The following is an 18,735-nucleotide window of genomic DNA, read 5'->3' as shown; positions in this document are numbered from 1 at the left end:
CGGTGGCAAGCGCGGCGATGACCGGATGTGTGTCCTATCAGGACGCACCGGCAGATCACGGGAAAGTTCGCTCGACAGCGATGACGGCGGCCGATCTTGCGCAGACGGATATCAATCGCATGGCGACATTGGGTATGCGGGCCAATCTCGAGAGCTTGTACGTGTTGGCCGACAAGCTCTACAGGCGTAACCCGCGCGAATGGCGCAAGAGCGGGGCCACGAGTCAGGCCCAGGCGATGACGCAATTGCGCGCTGCCGTCGAAGGGCGGCGTAGCGTGCCGGCGCTACAGGATCTGCGCGACGTGAAAGCGCTGTCTCTCTCGCTCGCCCCGACGTTCGATGGCGATCGCGTGGCCGCTTTCGTCTTCAGCCTGTCGGACACGATCATCACCGCGCACGGTGGAACGACCGTGTTTTATCTGAGCGATGGTCTCGATGCGCAGCGGATCTATAACGCGGCGCGCAACGTGGAAATTGCCGCGTGGCTGTTGGCGAGCCGTCGTGACCCCGCAGGCAATCCGTTATTGCTGGCGAACGAAATCGCTGATGTGCGCAACGTGAGCTTTGAACGGGAGTTCGGCAAGGTCATCGGCCGCCTCGACCTGCTGGCCGAGATGCTCGACGAAAAGTACCGCCGTGCGGGCATCGGCTATGCCCAGAATTTACTCGGCGCGCAGTTTCTCCAGTTCCTGCCTGTGCGATGATGGGACGTCACTGATGGGGCGCAAATGTTGCGCGAATGCTGTATATTTGCACAGTGTTTTCGCCGCCTGCCATGTCCTCCCCAATACGCAAGATCATTCACTGCGACGCCGACTGCTTTTACGCTTCTGTCGAGATGCGTGACGATCCGTCGTTGCGGGGAATTCCACTGGCCGTCGGTGGCCAGCCGGATCAGCGAGGTGTGGTCGCCACATGCAATTATGAGGCGCGCGCCTTTGGCGTGCGCTCCGCCATGCCGTCGGCTCAGGCGATCAAGCTGTGTCCGGTGCTGCGCATCATTCCCCCGAGGATGAGCCGGTATCAGGAAGCCTCGCAGCGCATCATGGCGATCTATCGCGATTACACGGATCTCGTTGAACCGCTTTCGCTGGACGAGGCGTATCTGGATGTCACAGATAGCGCGCATTGCGATGGCTCCGCGACGTTGATTGCCCGCGAGATTCGCGCTCGCGTTGCCGCAGAAGTCGGGCTGACCGTCTCGGCCGGGGTGGCGCCGAACAAGTTCATCGCCAAGATCGCCAGCGATTGGCGCAAGCCCGACGGCATGTTCGTCGTCAAGCCCGCGCAGGTCGATGCGTTCGTGGCTGCGCTGCCCGTCGAGCGCCTGTTCGGCGTGGGCAAGGTGACGGCGGAGAAGCTCCGCGCACTGGGCGTGGATTCGTGCGGTGACTTGCGAAGTCACTCGATGACCAATCTCACCGAGCGGTTCGGCGTGTTCGGCCAACGTCTGTTCGAGCGCTGCCGTGGCATCGACACGCGCGAAGTGAGTCCGGATCGCGAACGAAAATCGATCAGTGTCGAGACGACCTACACGCGCGATCTGCGAACGCTCGCCGAATGCGAGACGGCACTCGAGCCGCTGCTTCGTCAATTGTTCGAGCGCGTTGAGCGCGCGCGTCGCAGCGAGCCGCTGGCCATCGCGAAGATCTTCGTGAAAATCCGTTTCGCCGACTTCTCGCGCACGACTGCCGAAGCCGGTGCACTGGGTGTCGACCCCGTGCAATGCCGGGAGTTGCTGGCGGAAGCGGTGGGCCGCAAACGCCGCCCGGTGCGCCTGATGGGCGTGGGCGTGCGCCTGCTGGAAGCGCAGGCGGCACGCCAGTTGCGACTTTTCGACGACGAGCAGAGCTGCACCTCACTCACCGCGCCGCCGCTGGGCGATAATGCGGCATCACAGGCATAGATCGCGCGAGCGAGATGAGGGATGGCGGAGATCATCGAAGTCACATTGCGGCTGGCGGCGGCATTGATTCTTGGCGGCCTCGTCGGGCTCAATCGAAATTTGCATCACAAATCTGTCGGCTTGCGAACGCTGGCAATCGTGTCGTTCGGCTCGGCGTTGTTCGTGCTGGCGGTTGTGCCGTTTCCGGGGTCGTCGCTGAGCTACGACAACTCGTCGGTCAGCCGGGTGATACAGGGCATCGTCGCCGGCATCGGTTTTCTTGGCGCGGGTTGCATCATCCGTCCGAGTCACAGTGCGTCGGTGCATGGGTTCACCACGGCGGCGGCGTTATGGAGTACGACCGGGATCGGCATCATTTGCGGTCTGGGCCGCTGGCATATCGCGCTGGTGGCGATGCTGCTACTGCTTATCGTGTTAGCACTCGGCGGGCGGATCGAAGCGCTCGCGCACCGTTGGCTGGGGCACGACGAGTTGCAAGAGCCTTCGTCTGACGGGGACGCGCCGGCGCCGCATGAGCGCGACGGCAAGTGACATCCATCCTGCGTCTGCAGAAGATGCACATCGTAGCCTCCTCGTCCCGGACGTCACGGCCAAAATCCTGCGGATACCGAAGAAAAATGCCCGCCGAAGCGGGCAAATGACGTTGTCGCAGTACCCTCAAAAGGACGTAAGAGGGCGATTTCATTTTGGTCAGCGACGGGTCATTCGCCAATCGGGGCTTGCCCGATTAGGGAAAGCACGTCGGGGGGACTACGTAGGTTTGCCGAGAGATCGCACGCCCCCTCACCGTAGCGCGCGCAACTCCGTGGCGCGAGCCCGCGCGACCCGCAAGCCGTCGGCCTTGAGCGAGAACGTGGCGGCATCGGCTTGCTGCGAGGCGTCGGTTGCTGAGGTGTACGTCACAATGGCGGCCTGCCGCTCGCGGTGGAATCGCTCGGTGATCGGCGCGCACTCTGCGGCAGCTTCATCCGCCAGCCGGGCAGAATCGGGCACAAGATCGATATAGCGCGCGACATGGCCGTAGAGGCATGTCCGGTACTGGTCGGCCGCGGCGTCGGCGGCGGCCAGATGACGCTCACGCAAGGTGGCGGGGTCGGGCGCGGGAGGACGCGTCGCAGCAGGCGTGGTGTTCGGTTTCGATGGGGTGGCGCAGCCAGTGACAAGCAGCACGGTGGCGACACAGAACAGGGCGGGCACGACAAGGCGCGTGCGGGCCAAATTCGGAAACTTCCGAGTCATGAGGTAATCGAGGCCGATGGCATGAAGTCCGCGATCTCGCTATGGTAAGGGATTTGGCGGATTCGTCCCGAATCAACCGACAACGGCGCGCGGATGTCGCGCAAATCCGACATGAGCGAATTCGAAAAAGGGCTGGTCTGGATGCGGCGCGATCTGCGCTGCACCGATAACGCAACGTTGACGCAGGCGCTGTCAACGTGCCGCGAAGTGTATGTCGTGTTTGTTTTCGACACGACGATTCTTAAGTATCTGCCGTCCGACGATCGCCGTGTCGCATTCATTCACGACAGCGTGGCCGAATTGGCTCGCACCCTGGAGGATGCCGGGGGCGCGCTGATCGTGCGTCACGACGATCCCGCCGTAGCGATTCCCTCGCTGGCGAAGTCGCTTGGCGTTCAGGCCGTCTTTGCCGGCCGGGACTACGAACCGGCGGCGGTAGCGCGTGATCGTTCCGTGGCGCGCTCGCTCGACGATCTCGGCATTGCATTCGAGGCGCTCAAGGATCAGGTGATCTTCGAGGTCAGCGAGATTCTCACGGCGCAGGGTGAGCCGTACAGCGTGTTCACGCCTTACCAGCGGGCATGGTTGAAGCAGGTGCGTCCGGTCGATCTGGCGCCTCACGGGCGCACGCGTGATCTGGAACATCTGGCCGTGCCGCCGAACGGCGCCGAGGCACTTCCTTCGCTCGCGTCATTGGGTTTCGACGTGCCGGAATCTCGCCGGATGGCGGTTCCGGCCGGGGAGTCAGGCGCTCGCCAACTGCTGGACGATTTTCTGCCGCGTATGGCGCATTACCACGAGCGACGCGATTATCCCGCCGTGCGCGGACCGAGCTATCTGTCGGTGCATCTGCGTTTCGGCACGGTCTCGATTCGCACGCTCGCTCGCGAAGCCCATGCTGCAATGCTCCGGGAGGGGGATGCCGGAAGTGGCGCCCAGAAATGGCTGAGTGAACTCATCTGGCGCGAGTTCTATTTCATGATCCTGCACCATTATCCGCATGTCGCCGGGCAAGCGTTCAAACCCGCTTACGACGCTATCGAATGGGCTTCGGGGACGGCAGCCGACGCGAATTTTCAAGCCTGGTGCGAGGGCCGAACGGGGTATCCGCTGGTGGATGCCGCCATGCGTCAGATCAACCAGACGGGCTATATGCACAACCGCCTTCGCATGGTCACGGCAAGCTTTCTGGTCAAGGACCTGGGCATCGATTGGCGACGGGGCGAGGCGTATTTTGCACGCGCCCTGAACGATTTCGATTTGGCGGCGAATAACGGTGGCTGGCAATGGGCGGCGTCGACCGGGTGCGATGCGCAACCGTATTTCCGCATCTTCAATCCGACAACCCAGTCGGAGACGTTCGACCCACACGGCCGTTTCATCCGGAAGTATGTGCCGGAGCTGGCCGATCTGCCGGACAAGGCGTTGCATGCGCCGTGGCGAGCGGATGCGCAGACGCTGCTTGACGCCAAGGTCACGCTGGGGCGCGACTATCCGCAACCGGTAGTTGCTCACGACGTGGCCCGAAAGGAGACACTTGCACGGTACGCTGTCGTGAAGACACCGGCCGTTTCCGGCAAGCGCGGCGACGACATGGGCGCGGAGTGATGAAAGATCGGTGTATACCCCCGTCAACTTTTTCCGCTTCTGGCCGTTGATACGAGTAGGGCACTCAAGAGGCCTGGGCTTCGGTAGCGGTTCACAACGTCGGGGGGCGTTCGTGGGCGTCAGGGAGGAAGCAGTACAACAAGAATTGCTCGGAAACGAGCGAAGGCAGGCCAAAACCACACGGGGAAGCTGAAGAATGCTTTGCCGCACAGACGGCGGCTTCACCACACGGGGTTTGCGATGAGCGAGTGCCCGGAGCGTTAACGTTCCGGGCATTTTTTTATGGGGAGTCAGGCTGTCGGCGTTGGGCTGTTGTGCTCAGGACGATCCAGACCGCCAGATTGAACGGCAGGGTGAAGTACGGCCAGCCCAGCGAACCGAGCGTCTGGCCAAGCGTGATGCAGATGGCGCTGGCCAGAACGGCGCCGGCAAAGCGCAAGGCGGGGCACCGTGCAAACACGCCCAATCCGAGTGCCGCAAGAAACGCATTCACGCCAATCCCGCCGGCTTGTCCGGCCATCGCGGGCCATATCGTTGCCAGCGCGGAGAGACCCGACCAGACGGTGCCGCCCGCTGCCAGCGCCCACAACGTGGCGCGCACATTCCAGAGCGCGAGCACGTACCAGGTGAGCAGACCCAGTACTAGCGGTGCCATGAAGACGACCTGACCAACCGAGCAGAAGACGAAGCCGGGCGTGCCGGCGTCGCACGAGAGTGCCCCGGTGCGCGGTAACAGCGCCAGCCAGGGCTGCGCCGCCCATGTGAGCGCCATGACTCCCACAAACGGGCCGGTCAGGGCAGGGAGTCTGTAGCGGGCGAGTGCGGCCGTCGTGAAGACGGTCAGGCAGACGCAAACCACCAGCCATGCGGCGCACGCGGCGTCGGGTTGCCACAGAGCGCCGAAAGCGATGCCGGTCAACGCGCCGTTGTACCCAAGTGTCCCGCTGCGGTGCTGCTCACGCGGCAGCCGTAGCATGATCGCCAGACACGATGCGGCGACACTTGCCGCCAACCCGGAAAGGGCGGCAGGTAAGTCAGCCAGCGCGAGCACGGCGAGCAACAACAGGCCGATGCCTGCCGATGGAATGAAGTAGATCTGTGCGAAGTTCGCGACCGTGCCGTGAAGCGCATCGGTCAGCCAGCGGCGCTCAATCGCAAAGTGCGCCGGGGATGCCGGCATGGGCGAAGGATGAGGCATTGGCATGGTCGGACCGCGGCGGTTCGGGAGGGCATTGACGGTGAGCTCGCGACGTGAGGCGCCTGAGTGGGCGCCCCCCCCCCCGAAAGACACACGAGCGATGAGCGCGAGCTTACGCCGAACCGGTCTGTCCTGGCGCTTCGGCGCCTTATAGTCGGTATTTCATCGCATGCGGCGGCCGCCTGCCGCGAATCAATCGCGCCCGGAAAAGCAAAACCCGCGCACGAAGGCGCGGGTTTTGTTCGGCGGGCGTCGCTATGCGGCGATTACTTGCCGCCGCCCTTTGCCGGTTTGACTGCCCAGCTATCCTTGAGCGATACGATTCGGTTGAACACCGGCTTGCCCGGCACCGAATCGTGGCGGTCGGCGACAAAGTACCCATGACGCTCGAACTGCACGCGATCTTCCGGTGCAACGTGCATCAGACCCGGTTCGACAAAGGCTTGCGTGACATGCTTCGCGTTCGGATTGATGGCGTCGAGGAAGTTCTTGTCGCCAGCATCCGGGTTCGGGTCGAGGAACAGCCGGTCGTAGATGCGCACCTCGGCGGCAACCGCATGCGGCGCACTCACCCAATGGATGTTGCCCTTGACCTTGTAGTTGTCCGCGCCTGGCGTGCCCGAACGGCTGTCTTCGAAGTAGTTGCAATGCACGGCGGTGACGTTGCCGTTGGCATCGGTATCGAAGCTCGTGCACTCCACTACGTAACCGTAGCGCAGACGCACCTTGTTACCGGGGAACAGTCGGAAGAAGCCTTTCACCGGCTCTGCCTGGAAGTCTTCGCGCTCGATCCACAACTCGCGCGAGATCGGGAACGTGCGCATGCCGCGCTCCGGGAAGTGCGGATGCACCGGTGCCTGACAGTCTTCCTGCTTGCCTTCCGGGTAGTTGTCGATGACGAGCTTGAGCGGATCGAGCACCGCCGTCGCACGCGGGGCCTTCGGATCGAGGTCGTCGCGCAGGGCCTGCTCGAGAATGCTCATATCGATCCACGACGCCGACTTCGCCACGCCGATGCGCTCGCAGAACAATTGCAAGCTTTCGGGCGAGAAGCCGCGACGGCGCAGTCCGACAAGCGTGGGCATGCGCGGATCGTCCCAACCGTCGACGTGTTTTTCGTCGACCAACTGGCGTAGCTTGCGCTTGCTCGTGATGGCATAAGTCAGTTGCAGACGCGCGAATTCGATTTGCTGCGGCGTCGGACGCGTGAACATGCCGGCATCGGCCAGTTCGCCCAGCACCCAGTCGTAGAACGGACGCTGATCTTCGAACTCCAGCGTGCACAGGCTGTGCGTGATGTTCTCGATGGCGTCTTCGAGCGGGTGCGCATAGGTGTACATCGGGTAGAGGCACCAGGCGTCGCCCGTACGATGGTGATGCGCGTGACGGATGCGGTAGATAGCCGGGTCGCGCAGGTTGATGTTCGGCGAGGTCATGTCGATCTTGGCGCGCAGCACGTGCGTGCCGTCGGCAAATTCGCCTGCACGCATGCGGCGGAACAGATCGAGGTTCTCTTCGACCGAACGGTTGCGGAACGGCGAATCCTTGCCCGGCTCGGTCAGCGTGCCACGGTTGGCGCGCATGTCGTCGGCGCTTTGGCTGTCGACGTACGCCTTGCCGCGCTGAATCAGGATCTCGGCGCCCTGATACAGCTTATCGAAGTAGTCGCTTGCGAAGTAGAGGTGTTCCTTCTGCGGCGTCTGATAGCTGAAACCGAGCCACTTGACCATTTCAATGATCGAGTCGACGTATTCGGTCTCTTCCTTTTCCGGGTTTGTGTCGTCGAAGCGCAGATGGCACACGCCATCGTAGTCGCGCGCCATCCCGAAGTTCACGCAGATGGCCTTGGCGTGACCGATGTGCAGATAGCCATTGGGCTCCGGCGGGAAGCGCGTCTCAACGCGCTGGCCCCATTTGCCCGAGCGATTGTCTTCGTCAATGATATTGCGGATGAAATTGGATGCCGCGTTCAGCTCTGTGCTCATGCCTGACCAGTGTTTGGAGTTTGGCGAATATTCTACCGTACCGCATTGCACCACGGGCGAGCGTTCGCGCGGCAACACGGCGGGGATGTGGAGGCTGCGTGGAGTTGACCCCTGGAAACGCGGAGAACGTGGCGTCGGGAAGTGGTCCGGACGGGCATCCACTCGCACATGCGGGCAGGCGGCCGGTGCCTCGCGCGCGGGGCACCGGCGCTCAGGGGTCAGACGTTCGGTGCCTGGACTGCGGTGCGCTGTGCCGGCCAGTCGGCGTAGGACAGCAGCCAGAGAGAAATGATGTTCACGACCGGGATGAAGGCCAGTACCGTCAACCATGGCGACAGGCCGAGCCGGGTCAGAATGCGCCAGACGGGAATCCCAACGAGCACGATAGCGACGAGCAAGCCTATAAGACTGGACATGCGATATCTCCCGAAAGTCCCGCCGGCGGCGGGCTGCGACACCAAGTATATAGCGCGGGCCAGCCGTTGCCGCGCCCGGATTGTTCTATCCTGAAAAGACTGCCGGTGCTACCGGCGGCCTGTGAGTGACCCTCAAGGGAGGACATCATGGAACTGCACCTCCATTCGCATCGCTACACGCACCGCTCGCCCGACTGGGTGGCGGCCGCTATTGCCGGCTTTGTCGCCTGCGCCTTCTTCTCTGCGGTGGAAATGCTCATGGTGCTGCTGGTCTCAGGCCAGAGCCCGTGGGTGCCGCCTCGAATGGTCGCGGCCATTGTGCTGGGCCCGGGCATTCTGTCTCAGCCGGCCACGTTCGACCTTTCCATCGTCTCCATGGCGCTCCTGGTCCACGCGGCCATCGGCGTCGTGCTTGGCGTGGTGCTGGGCGCGATCATCGCGCCGTTCCGGCTGGACTCGGATGTGGTCACGGTGTCGGTTGCGGGCGGGGTCTTCGGGCTCGTCGTCTACGCCGTCAACTTTCACATCATGACGCAGTTGTTTCCGTGGTTCATCGAGTCGCGCGGCTGGACGATGGTCGCCGGGCACGTGATCTTCGGGGCGTTCGCGGGCTATATGTACTGGGTACTGGCCCAAATAGAGGACCGCACGGCCACGCCGTAGCCACAGTTCGGGATTGCGCCGCTTCGGTGCACGAGCAGGATTTTTCTGTTATCATTCGCGAACTGTACTCATTTTTCCGTCATCTTCGGATTCAATGAGTGGCAGTCCCCCGTGGCATGAATTGCCGGGCAGGTTCAGACCCGTCCGGAAGATAGCCAACGTGTGGCACGATTATCACTACACATGTGCCGCACGACCGTGCTACCCCATGTCGCCCTGAATGATTGGCGCGATTCCACGTGACCAACGTTCTTGTTGCTGCCCTCGACCGGGCGGCAGTGCATCGTTCCCCGAAACAGGAAGTCGTACACAGAACGCCCCCATTGCGCCTTACGTTGCGCAATGACGGTGTGCATAGGGTCTTGTGCCGTATGCAGCGTTCAGCAGTGCCGTCTGTCGTATGTCAGTCACGCGAATGTCGTGGGCTTGTCATATTTGCCCGATAGGCTGCGTGCACTTCACGGAAACATTTGTGCAAATCTGCACTCTCATCACCGTAAGCCGATTCGAGAGGGATAGTTATTAGTCAAATTTTATGCAGTAAGAAGGATACAAAATGAAAACAACGCAATATCAAGAATTCCAGTACATCGTCCATGCCGTGGAGCGTGACAACGCCCGGTGGGACGCGTTTTACGAGATTCATCGTCCGACCCGTCAAGGCATGAAAAAAGTAGGTGCCTATCAGGTGCAGACTGCCTACGGCTTTGCTACGCAAGGTAACGCCCTTGATGACGCCGAGCGTAATGCCCGTGCCGACATCGAGCAAGGCATCGTCTACTATCAGTAAGTCGGATTCCCAGCAGTTCATTCCATGTGCGCGATGCTGGCATCGTCGCTTTGCGACGGTGCTATAGTCCGGCCTTTCACAACGAGAGGCTGGAGCGTCGGGAATGGAATGGATTTGCAAGTCGTTCGACGAGTTGGGCAGCACACTGCTTTATCGCATTCTGGCGGCGCGAAGCGCCGTATTCGTGGTCGAGCAACAGTGCCCCTATCAGGACGTCGACGGACGCGATCTCCATAGCCTGCATCTCGTCGCGCAAGTGCGCGACGCATCGGATCAGCCGCAAATTGCTGCGTATCTCCGCCTGTTGCCGCCGGGGCTTGCTTATGACGAAGCGTCGATCGGGCGCGTGATCACGGCGGCGTCGCATCGCGGTACCGGGCTCGGGCGCGAGTTGCTGACCCGGGCGATCGCCATTGCCGAGGTGCAGTGGCCGTCGGCCCCGCTGCGCATCGGCGCTCAAGCCTATCTGGAAGCGTTTTATGGCGCGTTCGGGTTCGTCAAGGTTAGCGAGCCGTATGACGAAGACGGCATCATGCATATCGAAATGCTGCGCGCGCCGGCGGCGCAATGACAGTACCGTAGCCGTGCAATAGCAGTGCAATATCGGCCGGGCCTTCGTGCCCGGCACTACAATACCTCCCATCGCAGTTCTCCCGTTCCCCGACACATGGCCTTGTATTCCATCACGGGCGCCCAACTGGCGTTCGGTCACGTGGCATTACTCGACAATGCCGATTTTTCGCTCGAAGCCGGTGAGCGCGTCGGGCTTATCGGGCGCAACGGCACAGGTAAATCGTCGCTGCTCAAGATCGTGGCTGGCTTGACCGTGCCCGACGACGGGCTGGTCGCTCGTCAGGCCGGACTCAATACGGTCTATGTGCCGCAAGAACCCGAGTTCGACGCCGATCAGACGGTGTTCGACGCCGTCGCGCTCGGCCTCGGCGATTTACATCTGCTGCTCTCCGATTACGATCGCACAGCCGAGGCGCTGGCCGACGCCCCCGACGGGGCCGAGCACGATGCGCTGCTCGCGCGTCTCAATATCCTGCAGTCGTCGCTCGACGCCGCCGACGCATGGCAAGTCAAGACGCGCGTCGAGACGACCATCGCCCAGCTTGGCCTCGACGGGCACGCGCGCGTGGGAGCGCTCTCCGGCGGGATGCAAAAACGTGTCTCGCTGGCACAGGCGTGGGTAGCCAAACCCGACGTGTTGCTGCTCGACGAGCCGACCAACCACCTCGATTTCAAAGCGATCCGCTGGCTGGAAGACCTGCTCATCGGTTATCGCGGTGCGCTGCTGTTCATCACTCACGATCGCAGTTTCCTCGACCGCGTTGCTACGCGTATCGTCGAACTCGACCGCGGGCGCTTGCTCTCGTACCCCGGCAACTTCACGCAGTATCAGGAGCGCAAAGCCGCGCAGCTTGAAGTCGAGCGGGTGGAGAACGAGAAGTTCGACAAGCTGCTCGCGCAGGAAGAAGTGTGGATTCGCAAGGGCGTCGAAGCGCGCCGCACGCGCAGTGTGTCGCGTATCGAGCGTTTGAAGACGATGCGCAACGAGCGCGCCGAGCGTCGTGAAATTCAAGGCAACGTGCGCATGGATGTGGCGCAGGCCGAGAAGTCCGGCAAGATCGTGGCGGAACTGACCAACGTCACAAAGTCGTATGGCGAGCGCGTCATCGTGCGCAATTTCACGGCGACCCTCATGCGTGGCGACAAAGTCGGCCTTGTCGGCCCGAACGGTGTCGGCAAGACGACGATGCTTAAGCTCATCCTCGGCGAAATCGCGCCGGATAGCGGACAGATTCGCGTCGGCACCAATTTGCAGGTGGCGTATTTCGATCAGATGCGCGCGCAACTCGACCCCGAGAAGAGCCTGCTCGATACGATCAGTCCGGGCAGCGACTGGATCGAAATCAGCGGCGTGCGCAAGCATGTCATGAGCTATCTCGGCGACTTCCTGTTCTCGCCGGAGCGTGCCCGCTCCCCGGTGAAGTCGCTCTCGGGCGGCGAGCGGAACCGTCTGCTGCTCGCTCGATTGTTCGCGCGCCCGGCCAACGTGCTGGTGCTGGACGAACCGACCAACGATCTGGACATCCCGACCCTGGAACTGCTCGAAGAACTGCTCGAGGATTACAGCGGCACGGTGTTCCTCGTGAGCCACGATCGGACGTTCCTGGATAATGTGGTGACTTCGGTCATCGCAGCGGAAGGCGACGGCAACTGGCGCGAGTATGTCGGCGGGTTCACCGACTGGCAGGTGCAGAGTGAACGCTCCGCCGCGCTTGCTGCGCAGCGTGCGCCGGCCGACGAGGCCGCCAGGGAAGCGCCCGGCGCGTCGAAGCGCAGCGCCAATCGCACGGTCAAGCTGAGCTACAAGGAGCAGCGCGAACTCGACGGTCTTCCGGAGCGCATTGCCGCATTGGAAACGGAACAAAAGGACGCCGCTGCGAAGATTGAAGATGGCTCGATCTTTGTGAAAGATCCGGCAGCCGGGGCGGCGTTGTCCGAACGTTTCGAGGCCATCGAACTAGAGTTGCTCGAAGCGCTCGAACGCTGGGAAGTGCTCGAAGCCAAGCAGCGCGGCGAGAGCGCCTGACGATTGAACGAAGCGCTTGCGGCCGGATATCCGGCCGCATCGCGTCGACTGGCACGGGTTGTCATTCGAGCGCGTTGCGAGTGACAGTACAATAGGCCGCGATTCATCAGGCGCGGCTCGCCTCCCGGCTCACCCATGCCGGGCGCCGAGCGCGCAGAGTGCCCATTATGTGGGCGCCGCAACTCAAGTCGTTGATCCGGCGTCGCTTTTTTCATGTGTTAATGGGTTTTCCCCGTGGTTGTCCACAGGATGTGTGGATAATCACGGGGCGTCGTACCCCAATTTAGTCACGCTATGTCGAAAAAAAATACGCCTGCCCAGTACAGCGAAGCGTCCATCAAGGTCCTGAAGGGCCTTGAGCCGGTCAAGCAGCGCCCGGGCATGTACACCCGCACCGAAAATCCGCTGCACATCATTCAGGAAGTCATCGACAACGCGTCCGACGAAGCGCTTGGCGGTTTCGGCAAGCAGATTCTCGTCACGCTGAACAAGGATGGTTCGGTGAGCGTCGAGGATGACGGCCGGGGCATTCCCGTCGGCATCCACCCGGAAGAGGGCGTGCCGGTCGTTGAAATCGTGTTCACGCGTCTGCATGCAGGCGGCAAGTTCGACAAGGCTGCCGGCGGCGCCTACACCTTCTCCGGCGGTTTGCACGGCGTTGGCGTATCGGTGACGAACGCGCTGGCGACACGTCTGGCCGTGACGGTCTGGCGTGAGGGCCAGGTCTCCGAACTCGAATTTGCCAACGGCGGAAACGTCAGCGTGCCGTTGCATTCGCGCGCCGCACAACGTGGCGAGAAGAAGAGCGGTACGCGCGTCACCGTCTGGCCGGACACGAAATACTTCGACAATCCTGCGCTGCCGCTGGGTGAACTGCAACGCTTGCTGCGCTCGAAAGCCGTGCTGTTGCCGGGCGTGCGCGTCACGTTGCGTCAGGAGAAGAACGGCGAAGAACAGACGTGGTTCTACGAACATGGTCTGCGCGGCTATCTGGTCGAATCGCTGGGCGGCGCAGAGCCGCTCATCCCGTTGTTCGAGGGCGAGCGATTTGCCGATGGCAGCGAAGACAGCTTTGCCGAAGGCGAGGGCGCAGCGTGGGTCGTGGCATGGACCGAAGACGGCGCGCCGGTGCGTGAGTCGTACGTCAACCTGATTCCCACACCGGCAGGCGGTACCCACGAATCGGGGTTGCGCGAAGGGCTGTTTCAGGCCGTGCGCGGCTTCATCGAACTGCATAATCTTCAGCCCAAGGGCGTGAAGCTGCTGCCCGAGGATGTCTTTTCGCGCGTGTCGTTTGTGCTGTCCGCGAAGGTACTCGATCCGCAATTCCAGGGGCAGATCAAGGAACGTCTGAACAGCCGCGACGCTGTGCGTCTCGTGTCGTCGTTCACGCGTCCTGCGCTTGAACTGTGGCTCAACCATCACGTCGAGCACGGCAAGAAGCTTGCCGAACTCGTGATTCGTCAGGCGCAGGCGCGCACGCGTGCAGGCCAGAAGATAGAGAAGAAAAAGAGTTCCGGTGTGGCCGTGTTGCCGGGCAAGCTGACCGATTGCGAGACCGAAGACATCACGCGCAACGAACTGTTCCTGGTTGAAGGTGATTCGGCGGGCGGCTCGGCGAAAATGGGGCGCGACAAGGAGTTTCAGGCGATTCTGCCGTTGCGCGGCAAAGTCCTCAACACCTGGGAAACCGAGCGCGACAGGCTCTTTGCGAACAACGAAGTGCATGACATCGCCGTGGCCATCGGCGTCGACCCGCACGGCGCGAACGACACGCCCGATCTGTCGAATCTACGCTACGGCAAGATCTGCATCCTCTCGGACGCCGACGTTGACGGTTCGCACATTCAGGTGTTGCTGCTCACGCTGTTCTTCCGTCATTTCCCGCAATTGATCGCGAAGGGGCACGTGTATGTGGCACGTCCGCCGCTGTACCGCGTAGACGCACCGGCACGTGGCAAGAAGCCCGCGCAGAAGCTCTACGCGCTCGACGAAGGCGAACTCGAAGCGATTCTCGACAAGTTGCGCAAGGACGGTGTGCGCGAATCCGCATGGTCGATCAGCCGCTTCAAGGGGCTGGGAGAAATGAGCGCGGCGCAGTTGTGGGAAACCACCATGAATCCCGACACTCGCCGGTTGAGCCCCGTGGCACTCGGCGGACTCGATTTCGACGCGACCGTGGCGCGGATGAACATGCTCATGGGCAAGGGCGAAGCGGCGCAACGGCGTAGCTGGCTCGAGGCCAAGGGCAATGAAGTGGAAGCCGACATCTGAGCGTTTTTGCGGGTGTCGTTCCAATGACGGGGACCTCACGCATGTGCAGACCAGCGTGAGCGTTCACATAGTGGGATAATCCGAGTCTTACTCTTACCGGGAGTCGCGTTATGTTGCGTTCAATGCGTTGCATTTTCGTGCCGTTGCTGCTTGTGGGCGCAAGCGTTACCGCTTTGGCACAATCGCCTCAACCGCGCGTCTTTTTCGTTGCTCCGGCGGACGGGGCAACGGTGGCAAACCCGGTGGTGGTCAAGTTTGGCGTCGAGGGAATGGCGATCAAGCCGGCGGGCGATATGACGCCCAACACCGGTCATCACCACCTCATCATCGACGGCGGTTCCATTCCCGCAGGTCAGGTCGTCCCCACCGACGATACGCACCTGCATTTTGGCAAAGGCCAGACCGAGACGAGCGTCAATCTGACGCCGGGCGATCACACGTTGACGATGCAGTTCGCCAACGGTGCGCACCAGTCGTACGGTCCGGCGATGAGCCAGACGATCAAGGTGCATGTCAAAGGTCAGCAATAACCACTTCTCGATGACGTTTCGCCTTAGCGCGCTGCGCCGGCAGGTCTCTCTGCGCAAGTTCGCAGGGCTGGCGCTGGCGGCCGCGCTGCTTGGCGCGACGCCATTTGCGCACGCCGAACTCTACGGTTACGTCGACGAAAATGGCGTCGCCCATCTGGCCGCGCGCAAACTCGATGCGCGTTACCGTTTGGTCGTCGGAGCGGGCGGGAATGCCGATCTGCGGGCGTCGCAGGGCGGCGTTGTCAGCGGCACCGATCGCTCGCGTCTGTACGACGCCCTTGCGCGTCACCCCAATCTGAAAAAACTGGCGCCCCTGATCGCGCAGGCGGCGCAGCGCTTTCAAGTGGACGCTGCGTTACTCAAGGCCGTCATTGCGGCAGAGTCAGGATTCGACAGCGCGGCGGTGTCGCCCAAGGGAGCCGTCGGTCTGATGCAGGTACTTCCGGCCACGGGCGAGCGTTACGGTGTGCGTGCCGACGCGAAGCGCACGGTCGCGGAAAAACTCGCCGATCCGGATATCAACGTCCTGACCGGAGCGCGCTATCTGCGCGATCTGCAGGCGCGCTATCCCGATCGTCTCGAGCTTGTCCTCGCGTCGTACAACGCCGGCGAGGGCGCCGTGGCGCGTCACGCCGATCAGATCCCGCCTTACGCGGAGACGCGCGACTACGTGGCTGCCGTGCTCGAACTCTATCGACGTTTCAATCCCGAGGCGTCGAACGCCGCGCCCGGCAGTGGTGTGATACGGGCCAGCGGCGACGTGGGACAAGTCGGCCGCGCTCGCGTGAGCGGCTCGCGCAACGGCCGCATTCACGTCATTCTCGGTGCGCCGTCCGGCCTTCCTGTCGTGCCCGCTACCCTGCCGAACGCGTCGGTGCGTGACTCGGCGCCCAAGGTACTATCTTCCGCGCTGCCGACCGACTGAAGCACCATTCCACCGACTTTGCCACCGGAGGTTCGCGGGCGCGATGGCTGTGTTGCCGCATGTCGATTCCACGGTCTCGATGCTTGGATTCGTCTGAAATGTGAGCGGAGTCATCCCGATTCCCATCGCTTCCTCGCTGAAATCGCGTCTCGCTTTGTCAATCGGACGTGTTTTTGCCGAAATGTGCCGACGAGCTTGGTATGATCTCGCGGTCAACGTCCACCCGAACTCTCGTCAAACGTTCGCAGCAAACCCACAGGTTTTATGGAACAAGTAGAAGATCTCTTTACGCAACCGTCGGATGACGACACGCTGACGCTTGGCGCCTATGCCGAGCGCGCTTATCTGGACTACGCAATTAGCGTGGTTAAAGGCCGTGCACTGCCGGACGTCTGCGATGGCCAGAAGCCGGTGCAGCGCCGGATTCTGTTCGCGATGAACGAAATGGGCCTTGCGGCCGACGCCAAGCCGGTGAAGTCGGCGCGTGTGGTCGGCGACGTGCTCGGCAAGTTTCACCCGCACGGCGACCAGTCCGCCTATGACGCGTTGGTGCGTCTTGCGCAGGATTTCTCGATGCGCTACCCGCTCATCGACGGCCAGGGCAACTTTGGCTCGCGCGACGGCGATGGTGCGGCAGCCATGCGTTACACCGAAGCGCGTCTGACGCCGATCGCGAAACTGCTGCTCGACGAAATCGATGCGGGCACCGTGGACTTCGTGCCGAACTACGATGGCTCGACAGAAGAGCCGCGTCTGTTGCCCGCCCGCCTGCCATTCGTGCTGCTCAATGGGGCCTCGGGGATTGCTGTGGGGCTGGCGACCGAAATCCCGTCGCACAATTTACGTGAAGTCGCGTCGGCGGCGGTTGCGTTGATCCGCAACCCGAAGCTCGACGATGCCGAGTTGATGACGTACGTGCAGGGCCCGGACTTCCCGGGCGGCGGTCAGTTGATTTCGAGCGCTGCGGAGATCCGCGCCGCCTACGAGAGCGGCCGTGGCAGTCTCAAGATGCGTGCGCGCTGGAAGATCGAAGAGATGGCCCGCGGCCAGTGGCAAGCCGTCGTGTACGAGCTGCCGCCGAACACTTCGGGTCAGAAGGTGCTCGAGGAAATCGAGGAAATCACCAATCCGAAGATCAAGCTCGGCAAGAAGACGCTTACGCCGGAGCAGCAGAACCTCAAGCAGTCGGTGCTCGGCATGCTCGACACGGTTCGCGACGAATCGGGCAAAGACGCGCCCGTGCGGCTGGTGTTCGAGCCGAAGTCGAGCCGCATCGACCAGCAGGAATTCGTCACGATGCTCCTGGCGCACACGAGCCTGGAGTCGAGCGCCTCGGTCAACCTCGTCATGGTGGGCGCCGATGGCCGCCCGGCGCAGAAGTCGTTGCGCGACATCATCACCGAGTGGATCGGATTCCGCTTCGAGACGGTGACGCGCCGCTCGCGCCATCGTCTGGGCAAGGTCAATGACCGAATTCATATTCTTGAAGGCCGGATGATCGTCTTCCTGAATATCGACGAGGTCATTCGTATCATTCGCGAGTCGGACGAGCCGAAAGCCGCGCTGATGAGCGCGTTCAAGTTGAGCGAGCGGCAGGCGGAAGACATTCTGGAAATCCGGCTGCGTCAGTTGGCGCGTCTCGAAGCGATCAAGATCGAGCAGGAACTGGCCTCGTTGCGCGACGAGAAGGCAAAGCTCGAAGAGTTGCTTGCCAACGACAGCACGATGAAGCGATTGATCATCAAGGAAATCGAAACCGACGCGAAGCAGTTCGGCGACGATCGCCGTACGCTGATTCAGGAAGAAAAGCGCGCCGTCGCCGAGGCCCGCGTGGTCGATGAGCCGGTCACGGTCGTGGTGTCTGCCAAGGGCTGGGTGCGCGCCTTGAAGGGCCACGGCCTGGATGCACAAGGCTTCTCGTTCAAGCAGGGCGACGCCCTGTACGGTGCCTTCGAATGCCGCACCGTCGATCCGCTGATTGCCTGGGGCAGCAATGGCCGCGTCTATTCGGTGGCCGTGGCGCAATTGCCGGGCGGGCGCGGCGATGGTGTGCCGCTCACGTCGCTGATCGAACTGGAATCGGGTTCGCGGTTGCTGCACTACTACGCGGCATCGGGCGATCAGCAACTGTTGCTGGCCACCTCGGCGGGTTTCGGTTTCACGACGAAGCTGGGCGACATGGTCAGCCGTGTGAAGGCCGGCAAATCGTTCATGACCATTGACGACGGCGCTGAGCCGCTGGCGCCGACGCCAATCTGGCAGGGGGCGAGCGCAGTAGCCTGTCTGTCGAGTGACGGCCGTCTGCTTGTGTTTGGCATGGACGAGATGAAGTCGCTCACGGGCGGCGGACGCGGTGTCACGCTGATCGGTCTCGAAGACAAGCAGACGCTGGTGTCGGCTGTGCCCATCAGCCAAGCCGGTGTCACGGTGTACGGCGAAGTTCGCGGCGGCAAGGTGCAGTCCGAGACGCTCTCGGGCGCATCTCTGGCGCCGAACATCGGCAAGCGCGCCCGCAAGGGGCGCTCGCCAGCGGTCAAGTTCGCCACATTCAAGCCACGTTCGCTCGAGCCGGTGTTGCCGGCCGCGCCCTCGGCATCCTGAC

16 protein-coding genes are annotated in these 18,735 nt (G+C 62.3%); 12 read left to right on the top strand and 4 right to left on the bottom strand.

The window, feature by feature from the left end:
- The first annotated feature begins 17 nt into the window (after positions 1-17).
- The 3 genes from C266_RS02600 to C266_RS02590 all read left to right on the top strand — a co-directional run bounded on the left by C266_RS02600 (position 18) and on the right by C266_RS02590 (position 2,437).
- A complete protein-coding gene (locus tag C266_RS02600; RefSeq protein WP_144265685.1) occupies positions 18-704 on the top strand; it encodes a hypothetical protein in 687 nt (228 codons plus the stop codon).
- 71 nt (positions 705-775) lie between these two features.
- Complete coding sequence (dinB, locus tag C266_RS02595) at positions 776-1,906, top strand: DNA polymerase IV (protein ID WP_036661192.1); 1,131 nt, start codon at positions 776-778, stop codon at positions 1,904-1,906.
- A 21-nt stretch (positions 1,907-1,927) separates the two neighbouring features.
- Positions 1,928-2,437: an MgtC/SapB family protein gene (locus C266_RS02590; protein ID WP_010807508.1), complete on the top strand. Its 510-nt coding sequence runs from the start codon at positions 1,928-1,930 to the stop codon at positions 2,435-2,437.
- Positions 2,438-2,689: 252 nt separating this feature from the next.
- On the opposite strand, the gene C266_RS02585 is transcribed toward C266_RS02590, so the two are convergent.
- Positions 2,690-3,145 (bottom strand): hypothetical protein, encoded by a 456-nt coding sequence (locus C266_RS02585; RefSeq protein WP_010807507.1) that lies wholly within the window; start codon positions 3,143-3,145, stop codon positions 2,690-2,692.
- Positions 3,146-3,256: 111 nt separating this feature from the next.
- Here C266_RS02585 and C266_RS02580 point away from each other — a divergent pair, with 111 nt between their 5' ends.
- Positions 3,257-4,753, top strand: a complete 1,497-nt coding sequence (locus C266_RS02580) for a deoxyribodipyrimidine photo-lyase (RefSeq protein WP_081636126.1) — start codon at positions 3,257-3,259, stop codon at positions 4,751-4,753.
- 280 nt (positions 4,754-5,033) lie between these two features.
- On the opposite strand, the gene C266_RS02575 is transcribed toward C266_RS02580, so the two are convergent.
- The 3 genes from C266_RS02575 to C266_RS02565 all read right to left on the bottom strand — a co-directional run bounded on the left by C266_RS02575 (position 5,034) and on the right by C266_RS02565 (position 8,352).
- On the bottom strand, positions 5,034-5,951 hold the full coding sequence (locus C266_RS02575) for an urea transporter (RefSeq protein ID WP_168162856.1): 918 nt from the start codon (positions 5,949-5,951) through the stop codon (positions 5,034-5,036).
- 266 nt (positions 5,952-6,217) lie between these two features.
- Positions 6,218-7,936, bottom strand: a complete 1,719-nt coding sequence (locus C266_RS02570; protein ID WP_010807504.1) for a glutamine--tRNA ligase/YqeY domain fusion protein — start codon at positions 7,934-7,936, stop codon at positions 6,218-6,220.
- A gap of 218 nt (positions 7,937-8,154) precedes the next feature.
- Positions 8,155-8,352 (bottom strand): hypothetical protein, encoded by a 198-nt coding sequence (locus C266_RS02565; protein WP_010807503.1) that lies wholly within the window; start codon positions 8,350-8,352, stop codon positions 8,155-8,157.
- A gap of 147 nt (positions 8,353-8,499) precedes the next feature.
- On the opposite strand from C266_RS02565, the gene C266_RS02560 reads away from it, so the two are divergent.
- The 8 genes from C266_RS02560 to parC all read left to right on the top strand — a co-directional run bounded on the left by C266_RS02560 (position 8,500) and on the right by parC (position 18,734).
- Positions 8,500-9,015, top strand: coding sequence for a hypothetical protein (locus tag C266_RS02560; protein WP_010807502.1), 516 nt, complete (start codon positions 8,500-8,502; stop codon positions 9,013-9,015).
- 556 nt (positions 9,016-9,571) lie between these two features.
- Positions 9,572-9,805, top strand: coding sequence for a hypothetical protein (locus C266_RS02555; protein ID WP_010807501.1), 234 nt, complete (start codon positions 9,572-9,574; stop codon positions 9,803-9,805).
- 103 nt (positions 9,806-9,908) lie between these two features.
- Positions 9,909-10,376 (top strand): GNAT family N-acetyltransferase, encoded by a 468-nt coding sequence (locus C266_RS02550; protein ID WP_010807500.1) that lies wholly within the window; start codon positions 9,909-9,911, stop codon positions 10,374-10,376.
- A 96-nt stretch (positions 10,377-10,472) separates the two neighbouring features.
- Positions 10,473-12,404 (top strand): ATP-binding cassette domain-containing protein, encoded by a 1,932-nt coding sequence (locus C266_RS02545; RefSeq protein WP_010807499.1) that lies wholly within the window; start codon positions 10,473-10,475, stop codon positions 12,402-12,404.
- A gap of 294 nt (positions 12,405-12,698) precedes the next feature.
- Positions 12,699-14,678, top strand: coding sequence for a DNA topoisomerase IV subunit B (locus tag C266_RS02540; RefSeq protein ID WP_010807498.1), 1,980 nt, complete (start codon positions 12,699-12,701; stop codon positions 14,676-14,678).
- A gap of 110 nt (positions 14,679-14,788) precedes the next feature.
- Complete coding sequence (locus C266_RS02535; protein ID WP_010807497.1) at positions 14,789-15,208, top strand: DUF4399 domain-containing protein; 420 nt, start codon at positions 14,789-14,791, stop codon at positions 15,206-15,208.
- A 10-nt stretch (positions 15,209-15,218) separates the two neighbouring features.
- Positions 15,219-16,133 carry a lytic transglycosylase domain-containing protein gene (locus tag C266_RS02530; RefSeq protein WP_010807496.1) on the top strand — a complete coding sequence of 305 codons (915 nt, stop codon included), beginning with the start codon at positions 15,219-15,221 and terminating at the stop codon, positions 16,131-16,133.
- A 264-nt stretch (positions 16,134-16,397) separates the two neighbouring features.
- Positions 16,398-18,734: a DNA topoisomerase IV subunit A gene (parC, locus tag C266_RS02525; RefSeq protein WP_010807495.1), complete on the top strand. Its 2,337-nt coding sequence runs from the start codon at positions 16,398-16,400 to the stop codon at positions 18,732-18,734.
- The last annotated feature ends 1 nt before the right edge of the window (position 18,735 follow it).

Origin of the sequence: Pandoraea sp. SD6-2, assembly GCF_000389825.1 — a bacterium.
In the GTDB taxonomy this organism is placed as follows: domain Bacteria; phylum Pseudomonadota; class Gammaproteobacteria; order Burkholderiales; family Burkholderiaceae; genus Pandoraea; species Pandoraea communis.
Note: the sequence above shows the minus strand (reverse complement) of the source record. Positions and strands in the feature narration are given on the sequence as shown.